The 20,740-nt window shown below is 55.3% G+C and carries 18 protein-coding genes, 1 tRNA gene and 1 pseudogene; 5 read left to right on the top strand and 15 right to left on the bottom strand.

What is annotated here, in order from left to right; all coding sequences use genetic code 11:
- The coding region (locus GOB85_RS03605) for a transposase (RefSeq protein WP_173576238.1) at positions 1-240 on the top strand (240 nt) is incomplete at its 5' end.
- Between the two features lie 339 nt (positions 241-579).
- Here the strand turns inward: GOB85_RS03605 and GOB85_RS03600 are convergent.
- The 7 genes from GOB85_RS03600 to GOB85_RS03570 form a co-directional block, all read right to left on the bottom strand.
- A complete protein-coding gene (locus tag GOB85_RS03600) occupies positions 580-1,068 on the bottom strand; it encodes a DUF934 domain-containing protein (RefSeq protein WP_173576237.1) in 489 nt (162 codons plus the stop codon).
- Positions 1,055-2,764, bottom strand: a complete 1,710-nt coding sequence (locus GOB85_RS03595; RefSeq protein WP_173576236.1) for a nitrite/sulfite reductase — start codon at positions 2,762-2,764, stop codon at positions 1,055-1,057. Before GOB85_RS03595 ends, GOB85_RS03600 begins: the two co-directional genes overlap by 14 nt.
- Positions 2,754-3,119: a DUF2849 domain-containing protein gene (locus GOB85_RS03590; RefSeq protein ID WP_408737021.1), complete on the bottom strand. Its 366-nt coding sequence runs from the start codon at positions 3,117-3,119 to the stop codon at positions 2,754-2,756. Before GOB85_RS03590 ends, GOB85_RS03595 begins: the two co-directional genes overlap by 11 nt.
- 96 nt (positions 3,120-3,215) lie before the next feature.
- Entirely contained in the window at positions 3,216-4,322 is a 1,107-nt protein-coding gene (locus GOB85_RS03585; protein ID WP_173576235.1) for a sulfate/molybdate ABC transporter ATP-binding protein, read from the bottom strand.
- The gene (locus tag GOB85_RS03580) at positions 4,319-5,167 is read right to left on the bottom strand and encodes a sulfate ABC transporter permease (protein WP_173576234.1); all 849 of its coding nucleotides are present in this window, start codon (positions 5,165-5,167) and stop codon (positions 4,319-4,321) included. The genes GOB85_RS03585 and GOB85_RS03580 overlap by 4 nt, the downstream gene beginning before the upstream one ends.
- On the bottom strand, positions 5,164-6,024 hold the full coding sequence (gene cysT, locus GOB85_RS03575) for a sulfate ABC transporter permease subunit CysT (protein WP_173576233.1): 861 nt from the start codon (positions 6,022-6,024) through the stop codon (positions 5,164-5,166). Before cysT ends, GOB85_RS03580 begins: the two co-directional genes overlap by 4 nt.
- A 1-nt stretch (position 6,025) precedes the next feature.
- Positions 6,026-7,066: a sulfate ABC transporter substrate-binding protein gene (locus tag GOB85_RS03570; protein ID WP_173576232.1), complete on the bottom strand. Its 1,041-nt coding sequence runs from the start codon at positions 7,064-7,066 to the stop codon at positions 6,026-6,028.
- Between the two features lie 401 nt (positions 7,067-7,467).
- Here GOB85_RS03570 and GOB85_RS03565 point away from each other — a divergent pair.
- Positions 7,468-8,092: pseudogene (locus GOB85_RS03565) on the top strand (integrase core domain-containing protein); the annotation flags it as partial.
- 67 nt (positions 8,093-8,159) lie between these two features.
- Entirely contained in the window at positions 8,160-8,630 is a 471-nt protein-coding gene (locus GOB85_RS03560; RefSeq protein WP_173576231.1) for an RrF2 family transcriptional regulator, read from the top strand.
- Between the two features lie 233 nt (positions 8,631-8,863).
- On the opposite strand, the gene GOB85_RS03555 is transcribed toward GOB85_RS03560, so the two are convergent.
- The 8 genes from GOB85_RS03555 to GOB85_RS03520 form a co-directional block, all read right to left on the bottom strand.
- Positions 8,864-9,841: an ABC transporter ATP-binding protein gene (locus tag GOB85_RS03555; RefSeq protein ID WP_173576230.1), complete on the bottom strand. Its 978-nt coding sequence runs from the start codon at positions 9,839-9,841 to the stop codon at positions 8,864-8,866.
- Positions 9,838-10,848: an ABC transporter ATP-binding protein gene (locus tag GOB85_RS03550; RefSeq protein WP_173576229.1), complete on the bottom strand. Its 1,011-nt coding sequence runs from the start codon at positions 10,846-10,848 to the stop codon at positions 9,838-9,840. The genes GOB85_RS03555 and GOB85_RS03550 overlap by 4 nt, the downstream gene beginning before the upstream one ends.
- The gene (locus GOB85_RS03545; RefSeq protein ID WP_173576228.1) at positions 10,838-11,812 is read right to left on the bottom strand and encodes an ABC transporter permease; all 975 of its coding nucleotides are present in this window, start codon (positions 11,810-11,812) and stop codon (positions 10,838-10,840) included. The genes GOB85_RS03550 and GOB85_RS03545 overlap by 11 nt, the downstream gene beginning before the upstream one ends.
- Positions 11,812-12,837, bottom strand: coding sequence for an ABC transporter permease (locus tag GOB85_RS03540; protein WP_173576227.1), 1,026 nt, complete (start codon positions 12,835-12,837; stop codon positions 11,812-11,814). The genes GOB85_RS03545 and GOB85_RS03540 overlap by 1 nt, the downstream gene beginning before the upstream one ends.
- 298 nt (positions 12,838-13,135) lie before the next feature.
- Positions 13,136-14,836 carry an ABC transporter substrate-binding protein gene (locus GOB85_RS03535; RefSeq protein ID WP_173576226.1) on the bottom strand — a complete coding sequence of 567 codons (1,701 nt, stop codon included), beginning with the start codon at positions 14,834-14,836 and terminating at the stop codon, positions 13,136-13,138.
- Between the two features lies 1 nt (position 14,837).
- Positions 14,838-15,488 (bottom strand): SCO family protein, encoded by a 651-nt coding sequence (locus GOB85_RS03530; RefSeq protein ID WP_242011258.1) that lies wholly within the window; start codon positions 15,486-15,488, stop codon positions 14,838-14,840.
- Positions 15,488-18,271: a DNA polymerase I gene (polA, locus tag GOB85_RS03525; RefSeq protein WP_173576225.1), complete on the bottom strand. Its 2,784-nt coding sequence runs from the start codon at positions 18,269-18,271 to the stop codon at positions 15,488-15,490. The genes GOB85_RS03530 and polA overlap by 1 nt, the downstream gene beginning before the upstream one ends.
- A 286-nt stretch (positions 18,272-18,557) precedes the next feature.
- Positions 18,558-18,773 (bottom strand): zinc-finger domain-containing protein, encoded by a 216-nt coding sequence (locus tag GOB85_RS03520; protein ID WP_173576224.1) that lies wholly within the window; start codon positions 18,771-18,773, stop codon positions 18,558-18,560.
- Positions 18,774-18,843: 70 nt separating this feature from the next.
- On the opposite strand from GOB85_RS03520, the gene GOB85_RS03515 reads away from it, so the two are divergent.
- Together GOB85_RS03515 and GOB85_RS03510 are read left to right on the top strand one after the other, a co-directional pair.
- The gene (locus GOB85_RS03515) at positions 18,844-20,019 is read left to right on the top strand and encodes an alpha/beta hydrolase (RefSeq protein ID WP_338421640.1); all 1,176 of its coding nucleotides are present in this window, start codon (positions 18,844-18,846) and stop codon (positions 20,017-20,019) included.
- A gap of 81 nt (positions 20,020-20,100) precedes the next feature.
- Positions 20,101-20,177 (top strand) — tRNA-Arg (locus GOB85_RS03510).
- Positions 20,178-20,740 lie beyond the last annotated feature (563 nt).

Raw genomic sequence — 20,740 nt, 5'->3', positions numbered from 1 at the left:
CGATCCGCGCTCGCCTCCATGGGAAAATGGACGGTCGAAATCATCAGGCGGTTCGATACGGTGAAAGGCTTTCAGATCCTGCCGCGCCGCTGGGTGGTTGAACGGACATTCGCCTGGCTGGGACGGTGCAGGCGGCTCGCCAAAGATTGGGAACAATCCATTGCGTCCTCAACCGCATGGACATTGATCGCCTCGATCCGCATGCTCACACGACGGACAGCAAGGCATTGTCAAGCTTAAAAAACTTTCGAATCGGGCTCTGAGATAAAACGCAGGTATAAAATAATCATCATTACGATTTTTGTAATACGATAAGAGTTATTTAATTTATTATATTCGTTATTATAGAAACTAAAAGAAAATATATATTTTTATATAGGTAAAAATTATTTATTAAAATAATACTATAAATATAGTTTTTAGAATTTCTACGCTATTAGAAAGAAAATTCCGGATACGGACGACCTTCTGTCGATACTGATAATATCCCGGATCGCGAGGCAGAGAGGCTGAACCGATATATAACTGTATTTCTGAGGCCGATATGAATTATGCGTGTCAGCCATGTCGAAAAAACTGTCAGGCAGGTAAAAATCGTCGAAACCCGAAACCGGTCGGTGTTTCGTTCATCACAGATGGCTGCATCGCCACCCGAAACTGATGTAGTGCCCGTTCCCACGCTGAAACATCAGCGTTCTCCGGGACTTCGACCGTCGTCACACCACAGCGCACAAGAAACTCGTACTGATCTGGCAGAACATGTCCGGACGCACGGATCTCACCTGTAAAATGCAGATGTTCCCGAAGAGCCCGAGCCTGACTAAAAGCCCGTCCATCACGAAAAATAGGAAATATAACGACTACAACAGAGAGTTTTGGTAGTGCGTCACGTAATGTCGAGATGGACTCGTCCACAGGCAACACAACGCCCAGATCGCCCATGCTACGTCCAAGCCCTTCACTCAGACGCGATAACGGAACGATGACCGACCCGGTCCCCAATGGCTGACCATTGGTCGCATAATTCCACCGGTCAGCGACCAGATGACCATTCTCAAGCAGCGGCATAGACAACATCCTTGAACGCAGCAGTACCAATCCGGCGATAGGCATCAAGAAACCGCTCGCCGCTATCGCGCCGCACCAGATAGAAATCAACCAGTCGCGCAACTGCGTCGACAGTCTCATCCTCGCTCATTGCCGGTCCGAGAATCTGACCGATCGACGCATCTTCCTCGCCGGAGCCACCCAACGTCAGCTGGAATGCTTCTTCTCCACGTTTATCGACACCGAGAATACCGATATGAGCTGCATGGTGGTGTCCACAGGCATTGATGCAGCCGGAAATATTAATTCTTAAAGCACCAATTTCACGCTGTAATTCCAGATCTGCAAACCGTGAACTGAGCTTCTGTGCAATCGGAATTGCCCGTGCATTCGCCAGCGCACAGTAATCCAGTCCCGGGCATGCCACGATGTCTGTAATGAATCCGATATTTGCGGTTCCAAGGCCTGCGCCGGAAAGAGCCTGCCACAGCTCGTAGAGCTGCTCCTGACGGACATGTCCGAGCACCACATTCTGCAAATGTGTCACACGAAGTTCACCAAAACTGAACCGTTCCGCCAGATCTGCCAGCAAATCCAGCTGGTCTGCAGTAGCGTCGCCCGGAATGCCGCCATCCGGCTTCAGAGACACCACGACCGAAATATAGCCGGGAGCACGATGAGGATGCGTGTTGGTTCTGACCCAGGCATCGAAAGTTCTGTTTTCCCGTGCCTGCGCCAGAAGGGCAGGGGCATTGCCCTCAGGTCTGAATGCCGGAACGCCAAACCGGTCGCGGATTGCCTGTACAAGAGCGGGCTCCAGCCGGTATCGTGCCCGATCCATCGCAACGAATTCCGCATCCACACGTTGCCGAAATTCATTAGCCCCGAGCGCCTGAACCAGAATTTTAATGCGTGCCTTGTAGATATTATCGCGACGACCGAATTCGTTATAAACACGCAGGATCGCTTCCAGATAAGCAACCAGATCCTCTTCCTGCAGGTCCTCGCGCAGTCGTGTGCCGACGATCGGCGTGCGCCCGAGCCCACCGCCGACAAATACCTCGAACAGCGGGCGTCCGTTCGGACCCGGGCGTGCAATCAGTCCGATATCATGGAAGCGGGCTGCAACACGGTCCTGCGGACTGCCTGAAATCGCAATTTTGAATTTGCGAGGCAGAAACGTAAATTCCGGATGTAGCGTCGACCATTGTCGCAGAATTTCCGCGTGTACACGCGGGTCCAGCAATTCATCAACTGCGGCGCCCGCGAATTCATCGGACGTCACATTGCGAATACAGTTGCCACTGGTCTGGATCGCATGCATGTCCGCTTCCGCCAGCACTTCCAGTGCTGCCGGCGTGTCTTCCAGTCTGATCCAGTTGAACTGTATGTTTTGACGTGTGGTAAAATGCCCGTAGCCACGATCGAACTCGCGGGCGATCCTCGCGAGAGCCCTCACCTGCCGTGATGCCAGCGTTCCGTAAGGCACTGCTACACGTAGCATATAGGCATGAAGCTGCAGATACAGTCCGTTCATCAGGCGCAAAGGTTTGAATTCGTCCTCGGTCAGTTCACCTGATACCCGGCGTGCGACCTGATCGCGAAATTGCTCAATTCGTTCACGCAAAAACGTACGATCAACCTGATCGTAAGAGTAAAGCCCGACCTGTCGGTCTGCCGGCATGACATCGTCCCGACCCATCGTATCAGCAGACATGGCGGTTCTCCCCGACGTCATGCATTGCCGCATGATCGCGCGGTGCGAATTCCGGATGGATGGATGGGCCGAATGCCCGGATACGTTCCCGTGCTGTCACGGGAACAATCTCCCCGACATCATTTTCACGCACCTGCACACCATAAACACCCAGCACACCCTGATTCTGCGCTTCTGGTTTTACAATGTTCAAAAGGTTTTCGACTTCACCATTAGGGATCTGTGTGGCGTCGGAAATCAGTTCACACCATGTTCCATCGGCTGCACGCCAGACGACAATTCCGTCAAGCAGCCGGTTTGCAGTGATGACACTCTGGCCATCGGCATCGCGTCTGTTGCTTCTGATGTCCACCACGTCGAAAAAAATCCTCTAAGCAGCTGTGTCGCCATCCAATTACGATCGTAGTCCCGTAATTACAACCCGAAACACTCAAATCACGTTTTGTGAATGTTAAATTGCAGATACCATTTCATGCTGCTGACCAGTTTCAGCTTCTTGCGCTGCCCGTGCCAGTTTCCCGTCACGAAAAAGTCGTGCTTCCTGGATATCAAGCTGCACTCCACAATCGTAAAAAGTCGACGCTGTCGGTTCAGGTTGCAAAATCTCGACAGTCCGGACGCCTAAATTAACGGACAGTCTGATAAGACCATATCGCACACCAATCTGCCGAACAGCCGCGCCATCTTCCCTCATAGCATGGAGACGCACCTCATGCGGCCGAATCATCGCTACTGCTGGTCCATCAGACAGACTCTGCACATCAAACGCCCCGACATGCGCCTGGTTTGGCACAAACTGTCCTGAGGAAATCTGTCCTTCAAAGCGCAGCGACTCTCCCAGAAATTCCATGACAAACGGCGTCGCAGGCTCTTCTTCCAGTGTCTGCGGATCAGCATCCTGAACGATCCTTCCATCCTGCATCACAACAACCCGATCGGCTACGTCCAGCGCCTCTTCCTGGTCGTGTGTCACCAGAATCGTTGTCAGCTTCAGCTGGTCATGCAGCGCCCGTATCCAGGCCCTCACGGTCCGTCGCACCACGGGATCGAGCGCACCAAATGGTTCGTCCAGCAGAAGGAGACCAGGCCTCGTCGCCAGAGCACGCGCAAGAGCCACCCGTTGTCGCTGACCACCGGAAAGGCGTTCAGGATAAGCTTGTCCGAGATCCGGCAACTGGATCAGGGTCAGCAGCTCTGCTACCCGCGCGGTGATGTCTGCCTTTGATGGTCGCTGCCCGCGCGGCAGCACATCAAGTCCGAAAGCAATGTTTTTTGCGACCGTCATGTGACGGAACAGCGCGTAATTCTGAAAGACGAACCCGACATTGCGCTCACGCGGCGCCAGACCCTCAACGGCGCGCCCGTCAATCACTACATGACCGGACTCCGGTGCATCCAGTCCGGCAACAGATCTCAACAACGTCGTCTTGCCTGCGCCCGACGGTCCGACCAGAGCAACAAAACCGCCATCCGGGACATCAAGTGATACACCATCGAGCAGGACTTTACTTTCGGGGCCGGGTGCGCGGCGTACCAGAGTTTCGATCCGTACGCTCATGCGTCATGCTCCCCGGTTGCAACATTATGTGCTCTGCTTTCGAACACTGACCGCAGACTGACAGTTGCCATGGCCATAATGGCCAGCAGGGTGGCCATACTGAAGGCCGCCACCGATTGATAGCCGTTGTAAAGAGTCTCAATATGCAGCGGCATCGTCTCGGTCAGTCCCGGGATATGCCCCGAGACCACCGATACAGCTCCAAATTCGCCCATGGCTCGTGCTGTGGTCAGCAGCACACCGGATAACAATGCCCATCGTGCTTCCGGCAGTGTGACGTGCCACAGAATCTGCCAGAATGAGGCGCCCAGCAGCATCGCCGCGTCTTCTGCATCGCGACCCTGCTGCTCCATGAGCGGTAGCAATGTACGCGTCACATAAGGAAATGTGACGAACAGGGTGGCCAGCAAAATGCCAGCGGGCGCAAACGCGATATGAATGTTCATCCGGTTCAGCGCTTCGCCCCACCAGCCCTGTGTACCGAACAGCAGCAGCCAGACCAGACCTGCTACGACCGGAGAAATACTGATTGGCAGTTCGATCAGCATCAGCAGAATGCCACGCATTGGAAAACGGTATTTCGCAATAAGCCACGCTGCCAGAACACCGAAAGTGCTGTTAATTGCAACTGATGCCACAGTCATCACCAGCGTGAGTCTGATTGCCGCCAGTGCGTCCGGGTCAGTCATGCTGGCAAATGCCGCGTAAGGTCCGTCCCGCAAGGCCTCAATGATCACCAGAACCGGCGGAAGAACCAGCATAATACCCACGATTATATAGGTTGTTATGATCAGAACCCAGCGCGATATGTTGAGATTTTTTTTGTTCAGAACGGGAGCGGTCATGCTGCAGCTCCCGTGATCAGACCACGCGCTACCCGCCGTCGCAGCCATGCCACTCCTGCGAGACACAATGAAGATACCACCAGCAGCACGAATGCGATTGATGTTGCTCCTGGATAGTCGAATTCCTGTAACCGCACGACGATGAGCAGCGGTGCGATTTCACTACGAAAGGGCTGATTGCCAGCAATAAAGATGACAGAACCGTACTCACCGATGCCGCGTGCGAAGGCAAGCCCGAACCCGGTTACGGTCGCAGGCAGCAGCGCCGGCAGCACAACGCGAGTTACAATCTGCCATGGACGTGCCCCCAGAAGACCCGCCGCCTCCTCCAGGTCTGGCGGCAGATCTCTCAGCACCGGTTCTACGCTACGGACGATGAATGGCAGCCCGACAAACATCAGTGCCACCACGATCCCGGTGGCTGTGTAAGCAATACTGATTCCCAGACGGGCGAGGGGGGCTCCAAGCCAGCCTTGAGGACCGTAAAGAGTCGCCAGTGTAATGCCGGTTACAGCTGTGGGAATGGCAAAAGGTAAATCGATCAGTGCATCTGCGACGCGCCGTCCGGGCAGCCGCGCTCGTACCAGCGTCCATGCCAGAATGACCCCCAGGGGGACATCGATCAATGCCGCCAGAAATGCCGAAACAAAACTGACCCGCAGTGCCGCAAACATTCGCGAATCCTGCAGAGCCGCCGTCATAGCCCCGATCCCTTCCTGCCAGGGACGCATGACCAGCGCCGTGAGGGGCAGAGCAACAATCAGGCCGACCCAGAGCAGGGTGGAAACCAGAGCGAAGCGAAAACCCGGCAGAGGATCGATTGCGCGGGCTCGTGTCGTGTTATGCGCGTGTTTCATCTTAGTTATCGGCACTATAAATCTGATCAAAAATGCCGCCCGCTGCGAAATGCGTCTTCTGCACGGATTTCCAGCCGCCGAGGCTCGAAATATCGAATGTTGCTACCGCCGGAAACCTCTCCGTGTTTTCAACGGCGACAGTGGGATCCACAGGCCGAAAGTAATGTGATGCTCCGATCTTCTGAGCCTGCCGCGAATAAAGAAAATTCAGGTAAGCCTGCGCGGCAGCTTCAGTGCCATGAATGTGAATGTTCCGGTCAACCAGCGCTACCGGGGGTTCAGCCAGGATAGTCAGTTTAGGTACCACCACATCGAAGTTATCTGGCCCGAGGTCTTTCGCCGCGAGCAGAGCTTCATTTTCCCAGGCGATCAGAACGTCTCCCATACCACGTTGCACAAAACTGTTTGTCGCCCCCCGGGCGCCGGCGTCGAGTACAGGAACGTGCGAAAACAGGGCTTTCAGATATAATCGAGCCGCAGTCTCGTTTCCTCCGGGTTGTCGCAGTGCCCACCCCCATGCTGCCAGATAGTTCCATCGTGCTCCCCCGGATGTTTTGGGGTTAGGTGTCACCACCTGAATTCCGGGTCGCACGAGGTCCGGCCAGTTCAGAATGGCTTTAGGATTTCCTTTCCGGACAAGGAACACGATCGTGCTCGTAAAGGGTGTGGAATTGTGAGGCAGTCGTTTTTGCCAGTCGGCCGCAAGCAGCCCGTGTTGTGCCAGCATATCGATGTCGCGTGCCAGTCCAAGTGTCACTACATCTGCCGGGGCCCCTTCCAGGACAGAGCGTGCCTGTGCACCCGAGCCACCATTGGAAGTCCGCACAATGATGGCGTCATGGCCCTGGACCCGTCCCCGGTCTTCGGAAAAGGCCGGATTAATTTCATGGTATAATTCCCGCGTAGGATCGTAGGAAACGTTCAGCAATCCTGATGCCGCCCTGGCACGCCGCTGATGCCCGAATGCCGCAAGTCCGGCACAAGCCAGCGTGCCGCCAAGCAGAACACGGCGGGAAACAGTTATCGGCGAATGCAAAGGCATGACCCGGAGTCCTGGCGCAGGATATCACAATTTATTATAGTGATAATAGAAAATCCACAATAAGGTGTGGAGGCAACTACAGCAAGTCTGACAAATCTGGGAAAATTATACAAAATATATTTGTAATATAATGTGCCTCGCTGCCAGACTGCGACCGGGGGGATCCTGACTTCAATGGTGAGGTGGTCCCGGAATTCGGGCAGGAGGTTAGCCTGGGGGCCTCTGACGAAGGACGATCCCGATGACAGGCAAACGGAAGCGATGTTCCCCTGATTTCAAGGCCGGCATGGCGCTTGAGGCCTTGCGTGAGGAACGACGACGGCACAACTGTCGGCGAAGCACGGCATTCACCAGACGATAGTAAGCGACGGGAAGGAAACGGCGCATACGACGGTGCCGCCCCTGGTCATCGGATCTGGTCCTGTCTCCTGCGTGACCTGACAGTCGATCGGGCCCCGGCAGATCTGGTGTACCGATATCACCGGTATTTCGATGCGCTACGGCTTTCTCTGCCTTGTGGCCGTCATGGATCGTTCTCACACAGAGTGCTGGCAGTGCTGGCCTGGCGGCTGTCCAGCGCCATGGACGTCGAATTTCGAATCGAAACGCTGGAGGGGGCACCGGGATGGCACACAAAGCCGAAGATTTTCAACGTGGATCGGGGAGGCCAGTTCACATCGGCCCGGTTTACACATGTGTTGCAGGACCACGAGATACGCCTCTTCATGGGCGGTCGCGGCCGTCGGATGAACAGCGTCTTCATCGAACGGCTATGGTGCCCCCTGAAATATGAGTGCGCCTGTCGGCATGCATTCGAACGGCTCGGAACTGCGAACGGGGTTGACCACATGGATCGGCTATTACAATGCAAGGAGGCTTCATTCGGCATTGAACGGCAGAACACCTGACAGGCGATGGCATTATGCCGGCACCGGTCACACTGGCGGCCTGAAACACATAATCTTCACCCTAAGCTTATTCAGGCTCAATGCCTGTCTGAACACAGGAAACCACCTCATTTTTTAAATATAGAAATATAATATACCTTTAAATTTTTCTGACATACATACGCCTCACAGCATATTGTTCTCCTATGCGCCTGACTCTCCATACTGATTATGCTCTGCGGAGCCTTGTCTATCTTGGCACTGTGCCGGATCGTTTGTGTTCGATCCGCGAGATTGCACACGCCTATGACATCTCGGAAAACCATCTCGTCAAAATCATTCATCGCCTTGGATTGGCAGGATTCGTGAAAACCACGCGGGGTCGTAAAGGGGGGCTTCGCCTTGCACGCGCTCCCGATCAGATACGTCTGGGGGATGTTGTTCGGTCCACTGAGGAGGATATGGCGCTGGTCAGTTGCATGCAGCTTTCGGATGAAACGCCCCTCTGCGCTCTGTGCCGGCTTATGCCAGATTGTCATCTCAAAGGAGTGCTGAACGAAGCGCTTGCGGCGTTCATGGCGGTTATGGATCAGCGCACACTGGCTGACGTTATTCAGGATTTTGAGCGGACAAAGCTTTCTGAAAATCTTATTGCACCGAAGCTCCGGCTGGATTAACCGGGCAGTTGCTGATTCTGGCACTGCGTTATCGAGGTAGCCCGAAGGCAGTTACGAAAATGAGCCTGCGCTGACATCGGCATCATACATCGCATGAAACCCCATCATCCACTGACAAGCGGTACGATTGGATGTACGGATCAGATCATTAAAGTCGTGATCGCTAAATCCACGCTATCAAAGCACAGGATCAAACATCCGGATCCCACATGAAAACCCACTCCAACAGGCCGTCAGAGACTATCCATAAGTGGAAAATGGCATGCTGCCGCATGATCGTTCTGTAGTGGTCGCAATTCCGGAGCCTCAGCTGAGCATCGGGCTTCTGCTTTCGGACATCGTGTATGAAACCGGCATCCCGAAGGTGGTGATATCGGGCTGGGTATATCACCTCTTAAAAGCGTAAGTGAGGTTCCATGGCGGATAACAGGCTCCGGTACAGCGGCGATCAGAGCCGCTGTGTAGGGGTGTGCCGGTTTATGCAATACAGCATCGGTTTCCCCCAGTTCGACAATCGCCCCAAGATACATCACAGCCACGCGTGTCGAAATCTGCCTCACCACCGCCAGATCATGGGCGATGAAGACATAAGTCAGCCCCAGCCGCTCCCGTAAATCCGTAAACAGATTAACAATCTGAGCCTGAACCGAGACGTCCAGCGCCGAGACAGGCTCATCCGCCACTACCAGCTGCGGCGATAATGCCAGAGCCCTGGCAATATTGATCCGCTGTCGCTGGCCGCCGGAAAATTCATGCGGATAACGGGCAAGAGCGGAAGCGGGCAGACTGACCAGTTCCATGAGTTCGGCCAGCCGCGCATCAATTGCCGCCCTGCTGCGTTTTTGACCGTTTTCATCAGGATGTACACGCAGGGGCTCCGCAATCAGATCCCCGATCCGTCGACGCGGATTCAGGGAAGCGTAAGAATCCTGAAATACCATTTGTATCTGTCGCCGTAGCGGCCGCATCGCACGTTCACCAAGTGACGAGATCTCCTGCCCGTCAAAAATGATCGCTCCCGAGGAAAGGTCCGTCAGACGTAGCAGACATCGTCCCAGTGTTGATTTGCCACAACCGGACTCACCAACAAGTCCGAGCACCTCTCCTGGCATCACCTCCAGCGAAACATTGTCCAGTGCCCGCAATGTCTGACCGCGTGGCAGCCTGTATTCCTTGCACAGATCTATAGCCCGTAGCAGCGGCGTACTCATGCTACGTCTGCCACAACACGAGGTGGCAACGGCCGACCTTCAACTGGCAGCACACAGGCGACATCCTGAGAGCCGTAAGAAATCAATGGTGGCAGCATGACGCAGCTTTCATGCGCGTAATGACAGCGTGGGGCGAACGCGCAACCGGACGGACGTTCGAGTGGGGCAGGGGGGGACCCCGCGATTGACGGTAGCCGCGCGGGACGTGGTCCGGTCAGCGGGGGAATGGAGTCCAGCAATGCCGCCGTATAAGGATGTGCCGGTTGCGCGAAAATTGCTTCGCCCGGACCACGTTCCGCCACCCGACCGGAATACAGGACCATGACATTGTCACATGTTTCCGCCACCACGCCCATGTCATGTGTGATCAGCAAAACAGACGATCCGTAATTATGTCGAAGATTGCGGAGAAGATCGAGAATTTGTGCCTGCACTGTTACATCCAGCGCTGTCGTTGGTTCGTCGGCAATCAGCATTACGGGATTGCAGGACAGTGCCATTGCAATCATCGCCCGCTGCCGCAGCCCGCCTGAAAGTTGATGAGGGTATCGGTTCGCTGTTCGCTCAGGATCCGGTACCCCCATGTCACCGAGTAATTGTACCGTGCGGGCACGTGCACCGGTTTTTGAAAGCGCTTCATGAGCACGGATCTGCTCGTCAATCTGCCATCCGATCGTGTAGACCGGGGTAAACGCTGTCATCGGATCCTGAAAGATCATCGCGATGTCACGTCCACGCAGATGACGAAAGGCTTTCTGCGGAAGGCCGACCAGTTCCTGTCCGCGAAATCGTGCGGACCCGGTGATTTTCACGTCCGGCGCGTCGATCAGTCCCATGATTGCCATGGCCGTTACACTCTTGCCTGATCCTGACTCTCCGACAATTCCCAGAATTTCACGGGAACCGACAGAGAATGAGACTTTCTCGACAATTGGAATGTAGCGTCCGCGGGACCGAAAACTGACAGAGAGGTCATGCACCTCCAGAAGTGGAGCCTCAGCGCGCATCACGGACCCTCGGATCAAGAAAGACATAGACCATATCAACAACTGCATTCGCGAGCACCACAAACACCGCCGAATACATCACACTTGCCATGATGAGCGGCAGGTCGAGATTTGACAGAGCCTGGTAGGTTAGCCGCCCTACACCCTGCAGCCCGAACACAACTTCCGTCAGTAAGGCGCCACCACCAATCAGTTGTGCAAAATCGAGCCCAAATAAAGAGACGAACGTGATCATGGAGGTCCGCAGTCCATGCACAAGCAGCACGCGCGCCGGGGACAGCCCTTTCGCGCGGGCCGTGCGCATAAAGTCTTCACCGGAAACCGCTATCAGATCTGCTCGCAGCACCCGGCCATAAATACCGATGAACAGCACGGCAAGAACAATCCAGGGAATAATCAGCGCCCGAAACCAGCCCAGCGGACTCTCTGAAAACGGAATATAACCAAGCCCGGGAACCCACGAAAACAGCCAGGTATCATGATATCGGGCCTGCGTGATCAGATTTGCAACCTGTCCGAGCCAGAAAACCGGAATGGAAATCCCGATCAGGCCAAGAATCATCAGTCCCCGATCGATCAATGTCCCCCGAAATGCGGCAGCAGTCGTGCCCATTACCACTGACATAACGACCCAGATCACAGCACCACCGGTTGCCAGAGAAAGCGTTACCGGGGCAGCCTGCACGATCTCCGGCACAACGAGTTCACCACGATCCACATAGGACGCCAGATCCCGTGTGATGAAGAGCTTTTTCATCATTGTTGCATACTGAACGGGTAAGGGACGATCGAAACCATATTCGTGCCGGACTCTCGCCATCGTTTCGGGAGACGCATTCTTCCCGGCAATACGCGATGTCGGGTCTGCGCCAGGTGTGGCAAAAAACACGAGAAACACCAGCACGGAAATGCCGAACAGGACGAACAGCGTCTGGCCGAGCCGTCTGAAAAGCGCAGCAATCATCACGTTCCCTTCCGGCTGGTTTCGCGCACGTCCAGTGCGTCCCGGAGGCCGTCGCCAAGGATATTAAGGGCCAGCACCACGATCACAATTGCAAGTCCGGGCGCTATAGCAACCATCGGCCGGGTGTAAATCAGTCCTTCACCATCCTGGATGATCGTGCCCCACGATGCAGCCGGGGCCTGGACACCAATGGAAAGAAAAGACAGGGCCGACTCAGCAAGAAGCGCGAGCGCCGTCAGTAACGGCGCCAGAACCACCAGCGTGGTCGAAACATTCGGCAGGATATCAAGCAGAAGGATCCGCCAGCGTGGTACACCCAGACTCTTTGCTGCCGTCACGAATTCCGCGTTTCGCAATGCCATGACCCGTCCGCGGATCGGTCGTGCCGCATATGGCACATAGACCAGAGCAATAATTACGACAGGAATCAGAAGATTATCACTTTCGATCGTAAATGGACCGATCTTCAGACCCTGACTGATGGTCACGATCGAGAGCGAAATCGCGAACAGATAGACCGGGACCGCCCACATGATATCCATCAGGCGAGAAAGGATAATATCGATGATACCGCCAAAAAAGCCGGCGAGAACACCCACCGTTGCCGCCATTGCGATACAAAGCAGTGCCGCCGAAAATGAGATCATCAGAGAATTACGTCCGCCATACAGCAGACGTGCCGCGACATCGCGACCCTGACTGTCCGCTCCGAGCAGATATGCCGAGGCATGCCAGGTCGGTCCCACCGGACTGAGTCCCAGATGAAGCGGATTGTCATTGGGTTGCATGATGTCGACATCATGACCATTCAGAGTGAGTGATCCGGCCACATTGGACGTGAATGGATCAGTATGCGCGATGTCCTGTGCATAAAAGGGCGCCATGACGCATGAGAATGCCATGAGAAGCAGGACCATCAGTGCTGTCATGGCGGAACGATTGCCGATAAGTACACGACCGGCGGCGCGCCAGGGACCAGCAGGTGCTGCAACCGGGGCGGGGAAGGGGACTGATTGTGCCACCATCAGCGTGACCCTCGTTCAGACAGGACCATTCTCACTCCAGGAAGATACAACATCGTAACAGAAAATCGACCATCCGAGACCATCATGCAGCGCAACAGATGCATCATTCAGGCTGGATATACAAAGACGGGGGAGCAATAGCCGAAACAGCGGGGACGTATTGCGTAGCACGGCATTTTTGTGCGGCCGTCGAAGCTTTGACGGAGTCTGTCATCTGCGCTGCCTAAAGCGTTGTTGAGTCGTTGAAAAGTCCGGCGATCTCTTTCTCCGGCTTTCGTGGATGCTTGTGCCAGCAACCTCAACGGAGCTGAAACTGAGAAAAAGCCACTTCGTAAATGGGTGTGACAAAATCACCATGGACGCGTGACGACAGCAGTGTGACCCAGCGAACCTGATCAAGTGGCACGGCCGGTGCCTGCGCCATAAGCGCACGTGATGCTTCTGCCCACAGCGCATTCCCTGCTTTTGGATCCGTTATGGACACAAGGGCCGCGTGATCCATCAGCGCATCAAGTTTATGGTCACAGAAACCGGAGATGTTGATCGAGTTATCTGAGTGTGGCGTGAATGTTGCACAGGAAAACAGGGCCTGCAGATAAGTCGACGCGGCGGGATAGTCCGCATTCCATCCTGTCAGCCCCACCTGGACCCGATGGTCACTGTTCTGGATATAGCTGAACTGAACGGCCTGCGTAATGACCCGTACGGAAACCACATATCCCATCTCCGCGAGTGTGCTTCGCAATTCGTTCGCCTGGGCCACATAGTTTGGCTGTGCGGGTGAAATTATGGTTACATGCTGTCCCTTCGTCCCGCTCTCTTCGACCAGCCGTCTTGCAAGAGCCATATCGGGCGCGCTCCAGGTCGGAGCCGGATTTTCCGGCGCTGCGCCTCGTGTATAGGCGCAGCCCGGTTCGAAACCCGGTGCTCCTGAGGGCAGCATCTGGCACGAAGGGATGGCAACCGTCGGGCCCCCGTTATGGATCACGAGTGCCTTGCGATTCACGGCATAATTAAAAGCACGCCGGACACGCAGGTCGTTGAATGGTGGAATATTCACATTCAGTGCTGCGTAATACAGATTCAGAAAATCAATGATCCGCACCTGACCCGCAAATCGTCCACCGATCTCTGCCAGTCGGTCCAGCGGAGCATTTTCTGCCATCCAGTCAAACTGACCGTTTTCAATGGCTGTGACTTCTGCTTCAGGGTCCAGCCCATATGCATAATGAATCGCGTCAGGATAGCCAGCCGGTTGCGCTTCATGATTCCATTCATGGAACCATGGATTCCGTCTGAGCTCCATTGCCGAATTCGGATCATAAGAGATGATATAATACGGTCCCGTCCCGGGGGGCGCAGAATTCCCGGTATCTTGGGCGGGTGTGTCTGCGGGAACGATTGCCGCGTGCAGAAAAGCCAGTCGGTCAAAAAACTCAGAGTCAGGATGTGTCAGATGAAAGATTACTGTCCCCGATCTGTCGTCAGCTTCCACACCACCAGTCAGTGTACAATGTTCCGGATCATGCAGGCATGCAGCGCCTCCAACGATATGGCTGTAATACGGGCCGGCCGTCGGGCTGTTGACTTTAAAAAGCCGCCGCATCGAAGCGACGACATCATCAGGCGTCAGTAATTTTCCATTTGAGAAGCGAATATCTGAACGCAGATGAAATCTGTAGGTCAGGCCACCATCTTCCGGAACAGGAAGTGAATCGGCGAGATCAGGAACTGCCTGGCGGTCGAGGCTGCCAGGCGTTTTTGCAAATGTGGTCAGTCCGTCATAGACAACAGCTTCAATCTGATAATTCGGATGCAGATAACTGATCTGCGGATCAAGCGTTCCTCCCGAACTCTGTGCTGTCAGACGCAGTGTGCCCCCCACATGAGGGCCTGCCGGAATCCCGGCCCGTGCCACAGCATCATCAGAGGCCGCCAGGACTGGTGTCAGAGTTATACTGAAAATGACACCTGCCAGTAACGCGGCCCGCAAAATCATATCAGTGGCGTGCCAGAAGAGGTTGCAGCCTCGCCTGCATCTCTGCTGCGCTCGCGGAAGAAGGCATCATCCCGGCATAGAGTCCATCAGGATTCATGATTACGATCTGTGGTGACGTCATATAGGCGTAATCCCACTCCTGATCAGGACGTTTCTCGATCGTAGCGTGGTATTCTTTTGTCACGGCGTTGAGTGTGGCAGGAGCACCGGTTCCGGCTATAATTTTTGCCGGAAATTTTAATGAATATTGCCTTAGCTGTTCGGACTGATCCCGTTGTGGATCAAGGCTGACAAAAACCGGCGCCACTCTGTGTCCCGCCGGGTCAACGACGCTGAGAGCCTGACTCAGTTGTGTCAGCATCTTCGTGCTGCTGTCATCAACAGAGTGAACTGCGCCAAACATGACCAGCATCCAGCGTCCGCGGAATGTCATGTCAGTCATTGTGCCATCAGACGAATCCATCAGACGGAAGCGCCCGCCGACTTCATTGCCTTCAGAGTTTACCATCGGCCCCATGGCGTCCGAGATCCGGTAGCCCACGTAAGTCATGACAGCAGCAACAAACACAGTTGTTCCGACGACCGTCACCACTTTCCGGTTCCAGCGTCTGACTTCCGTACGCATTTTCCCGGACCGGTTATCCTGCGCCATCAATGTGCCTCCGCCCAGTTGGCGCCGATGCCCGTTTCAACCACAAGCGGCACCACCAGAGATGCTGCTTCCTCCATAATCCGCTTTACCACCAGAGCCGTCTCCTCAGCCGCCTGCTTTTCTACTTCAAACAGCAATTCATCATGCACCTGCAACAGCATCACAGCGGGCAACCCTGCCTCCGCCAGAACACGCGGCAGCCGGACCATCGCCCGTTTGATGATATCCGCAGCACCACCCTGCAAAGGTGCGTTGATTGCCTGCCGCTCGGCATAGTTCCTTTGCGCAGCGTTCTTCGCTGTAATCCCGGGCACGTAGCAACGCCGGCCCAAAGGTGTCACCACATAGCCGTGCTCTTTGGCTTCGAGCCGGCGAGCATCCATATAATCCCGGATTCCAGGATAGCGTGCGAAATAGGCATCGATATAAGCCCTGGCCTCCCCCGCCGGAATTCCGAGTTGCTTGCCCAGCCCAAATGCCGAGATTCCATAAATGATCCCGAAATTGATCGCCTTGGCCCGGCGGCGCGTCAGCGGGTCCATTCCTTCCAGTGGCACTCCGAATACATCAGAAGCCGTCCGCGCGTGAATGTCCTGTCCCATCTCAAAAGCCTCACGCAGTGCCGACACATCAGCCACGCTTGCCAGAAGGCGCAACTCAATCTGTGAATAGTCAGCCGAAAGCAGAACCTTGCCTTCCGGTGCCACAAAACTCCGGCGGATCTGTGCCCCTTCTTCCGTGCGCACCGGAATATTCTGTAAATTAGGCTCGTTGGAAGATAGCCGCCCTGTCGTGGTAATCGCCATCTGGAACGAGGTATGGACTCGTCCGGTTGCCGGATCCATCTGTGCAACCAGAGCATCTGTGTAGGTGCTTTTCAGCTTCGCCAGTTGCCGCCAGGCAAGAATCCGCTCTGCCAGTTCAGTTCCCTGATCTGCCAGTTCCTGTAATACCGATGAATCTGTACTCCACGCTCCGGTTTTACCGCGCTTGCCTCCCTTCAGACCCATCTCGTCAAAAAGGATTTCACCCAGTTGCTTGGGGGAGCCAACATTGAAGCTCCGTCCGGCAAGATCGTGGATCTGCGCTTCAATGACTGTCATTCGTCCAGAGAAATTTTCAGACAGCCGTCGCAATTCAGTCGCGTCAACCTTGATCCCGACCTGCTCCATATTGGCCAGAACCGCGATAAGCGGACGCTCCATTTCCTCATAGAGTGCCAGGCATTCGTTGACCCGAAGCTGCGGTTGCAGCACCTGCCACAGACGGAGAGTCACATCCGCATCTTCGGCGGCATAGGCTGTAGCCCGGTCCAGAGAGACCTGCCGGAACGGTATCCGGTTTCGCCCCTTGCCCGTCACATCGTCATAGGTGATGGGGACATGGCCCAGATGCAGTTTCGACAACTCGTCCATGCCTTGTCCGTGCAGACCCGCCGACTGCGCGTAGGAAATCAGCATCGTGTCATCGATTGGCGTAATGGTCTCAAGTCCTGCATGACGGAAAACCAGCAGGTCGAACTTCGCGTTCTGAAACACTTTCAGCACGCATGAATCGGCGAATAGTGGCGTGAGCGCGGCGATGGCGGCCTTCACTTCGATCTGTGCCCCGACCTGAGCTTCCAGCGTTCCTTCATGCAGGAGTGGCACGTAACAGGCTCGTCCAGGCGCTACTGCCAGAGAGAGCCCCACCATTCGTGCCCGCAGAGGATCAAGACCATCCGTTTCCGTATCAACTGCACAGACTCCGGCCTGTTCCGCTGCTTCGATCCATGTTGCCAGCGTTGTCAGGTCGGTCACCGTTTCATAAGGGCCATATGGCGCCTTTTCCGGTTCTGCTGCTGATGCGGTGGGTGCGATGGCAGTCGCCGCCGCGCGCATCGAAGCCCGGGCCGTTGCCTGAGTCAGCGGCGAGCCATCGCCAAGTCCGAAGCGATGCCTTATCGAACGGAACCCCATCCGGTCCAGCCAGTCCCCCAGCACGACGACATCCGGGTCGTCCACGGCCAGTTCGGCGACCGGCACAGGAAGGGGAATATCGGTTTTTAATGTAACCAGCTTCAGGGAAATGCGTGCCGCTTCAGCGTGCTCAATCAGCGAATCCCGACGTTTAGATTTTTTCATCTCCGGAGCCGCGTTCAGAACAGCTTCCAGAGACCCAAATTCATTAACAAGCGCAGATGCGGTTTTCGGGCCAATTCCCGGAATTCCCGGCACATTATCCGTCGGGTCCCCCATCAGTGCCTGAACGTCGATCACTCTGTCTGGTCCGACCCCGAATTTTATCTCGACTTCAGCCGGCCCGATGGACCTTTGTCTGATCGGATCCATCATATCTACATGAGGGCCGAGCAGTTGCATCAGATCCTTGTCGGAAGAGACGATCGTGCACTGTCCGCCTGCTTGAGCTACCGATAGCGCATAGCTTGCGATAAGGTCATCGGCCTCGAAGCCTTCCAGTTCAATTCCCGGTACCCCAAACGCCGCTGTTGCTTCCCGGATCAGTCCAAACTGAGGAATCAGATCCTCAGGAATATCCGGTCGGTGAGCCTTGTATTGCGGGTAGATTTGATTGCGAAATGTTACCCGGCCTGCATCAAACACAACGGCGAGATGTGTTCCGACATGCTCCCGCATCAGCCGTGTCAGCATGTTGCAGAACCCGAACACCGCATTAACCGGAACCCCGTCCGGATTAGACATTGGTGGCAGAGCGTGAAACGCCCGGAAAATAAATCCGCTGCCATCCACCAGAACAAGGTGAGGCGCGCTCGCGTCGGCCATGAATGAGTCGCCTTAAAGCTGAAGCCCGGTCCGGCACCATCGCCCGATCCGATATGGATACCGGATAAAACGAAAAGCGAACGGCAAAAACCCCGAACCTGAAATTTGGGGCTGACGGGTGGACTGCACCCCACCCGTCACGAGCATCTCAGATAGCACAGAGCATGGAAAATTGCGCCCTGCAGGTCATTCTGATTTCGTGCGGCACATAATGTGGGCTCTGTCCGCAGGCAGCAGGACAATCGTTCCCGGTCTTCGTTCTTCCGCTCAGGGTGTTCTGCCGACCTCAGTGCGTCGTATCAGGCTCAGCATTCGGATCAAGCACGAACAGCCGCGAACAATAAGGACAAAATGTCTGATGCCCGCCGATCTTTAACCACACGCGCGGATGCCCAAGTGCGCCCAGCCCCCCGTCGCAGAAGATTTTGTGCGTTTGCACGATCACCGTTTCAACGTGACCCAGACGAGGTTTTGGGGTCGTGTTCATCGGCTGGATGAGCATGAGAAAAATCCTGATTCTGAACGCCCGGGCCTGTTGGCCCATAATGCCCGGGATGATACGCAGGAACGCCGTGAGTTCAAACCATCCCCACGCCATTGTGTCCGTCATCCGGATAACTTTCCGAAAATGGGATCACGCTAAGTGCTTCTGGTCTTTTCGGAAGACGCTTCGCCATCTGATCTCTCTGATAATTCCCCTTTTCCTCGCAGCGTGCGCCAGCGAATCTGTCATCCATGTTCCGGCGCGCTATATCGCGGATGCTCGTCTGGTCCCGCCAGACCGAACGCTTATTCTCTCTGACGGTGCACGAATTCCCTTCCGAATCTGGCGCGCAACCGCTCCGCAGCACGGCATTATTCTTGCTCTTCATGGTTTCAACGACAGTCGCGATGCCTGGGAGACGACGGCTCCCGCTCTTGCCGCACGAGGGTTCACGATATGGGCTCCGGATCAGCGGGGTTTTGGTGCAGCCCCAGACAGGGGTGGGTGGCCCGGCGTCGCGCGCATGGTGGCGGATACGGTCGAAGAGCTTACTTTTATCGCACGGCAGCACCCGGACACACGGCTCTATCTCATGGGGGAAAGTATGGGCGGTGCGATCGCAATGCTGACCATGTCCCGCTCTTCTGAACTCAGATCCGGTCTGCCGAAGATTGCCGGAACGATTCTCCTTGCGCCTGCAACCTGGAATCTCGGTGCCGGTGCTGACATCCCTGTGCGCCTTCTCGCCGCTATTGCTCCGAATGGTCGGGTAACAGGGCGTGAATTACCCGTGCATATCACCGCGAGCGATAATATCGCCGCTCTCCGTCGGCTCTATTTCGACCCTCTCACTTTGCACTCAACAAAGCTGATCGCTCTGCGTGGTCTTGTCGGTCTGATGTCAACGGCCGCTCACAGCGCACAAAATTTGCATGGACCGACACTCATTATCTACGGCGACCGTGACCAGCTTGTTCCGGCGGACGTCATGGCTCTGACCTGGCGCCGTTTCCCGAAGACCGTGCGGCGCGATGTCATTCCCGGTGGGCACCACCTCCTGCTGCGTGACAAAGCGCATGGTCGCGTTGTGAATGATATTCTTTCATGGTTCACCGATCCGGACATGCTCCTGCCTTCCGGTGGCGATCTTTCTGCTGCTACCTGGGCAAGTCTGCACGCGGCAAATCCTGCAACCAGTGGACCCACGAGCGCGGAACCCTTTTTCCTGCTGCCATCCCGGATGGATGCTCTCCCGGCTCAATGAGCAGGCTGTGCCGGTTTTTTCGCGTCCTGCCAAAACCACTCTTGGCAACCACACTCCGACTGCGGTAGGAACACTCACACTGGACCCGTAGCTCAGCTGGATAGAGCGTCGCCCTCCGAAGGCGAAGGTCGAAGGTTCGAATCCTTTCGGGTCCGCCATAATAGCAGAAAATGTAAGATTGTTCCGGGGTAAAATGGTAACCCCCGGCAGGTTTAGCCTTCGGGAAGCTCTGCTGTCACTATCGGGACAAGGTTAGCCAGCTTTATGTTCCCCGGTATTGTTTCAATGTGATCTGGCAGTCATTTGAGTCAGATGACTGTCTGAGGCGGTTCTGGCAGGTTGTAAGTTGCCTCTTCCGGGCAGGGAACGCCCAGGTGCCATCAGACAGCGGTATGAATCGCGGGTAGCCTTTCAGCACTTCATTTTTACATTGTAAGAATCACAGGATTGGTAAGCGCATATTATTTGTCCAGAGAATCGGGGCTGGCCCGGGAAGCGACAAGGAGCGAGCGCTGATTCACCCCGAGTATAGATAATACGGAGTATCTGCTGACGGAGTGCCATGTGTGATCTTGCGCTGAAAGGCTGGCAGGCACCGGAATGTGAAGCATTGCGGTTCAGGTAAATTCTAAGTGACACGATGACGAGAATGACTCGCTGTAGCCGTTCCGGCATGTCGGACACGCAGGGCCTGGCGTGGCTCCGGAATATTGGGCACAGG

It is taken from the genome of Acetobacter fallax (assembly GCF_011516735.1).
Lineage (GTDB): Bacteria > Pseudomonadota > Alphaproteobacteria > Acetobacterales > Acetobacteraceae > Acetobacter > Acetobacter fallax.
Note: the sequence above shows the minus strand (reverse complement) of the source record. Positions and strands in the feature narration are given on the sequence as shown.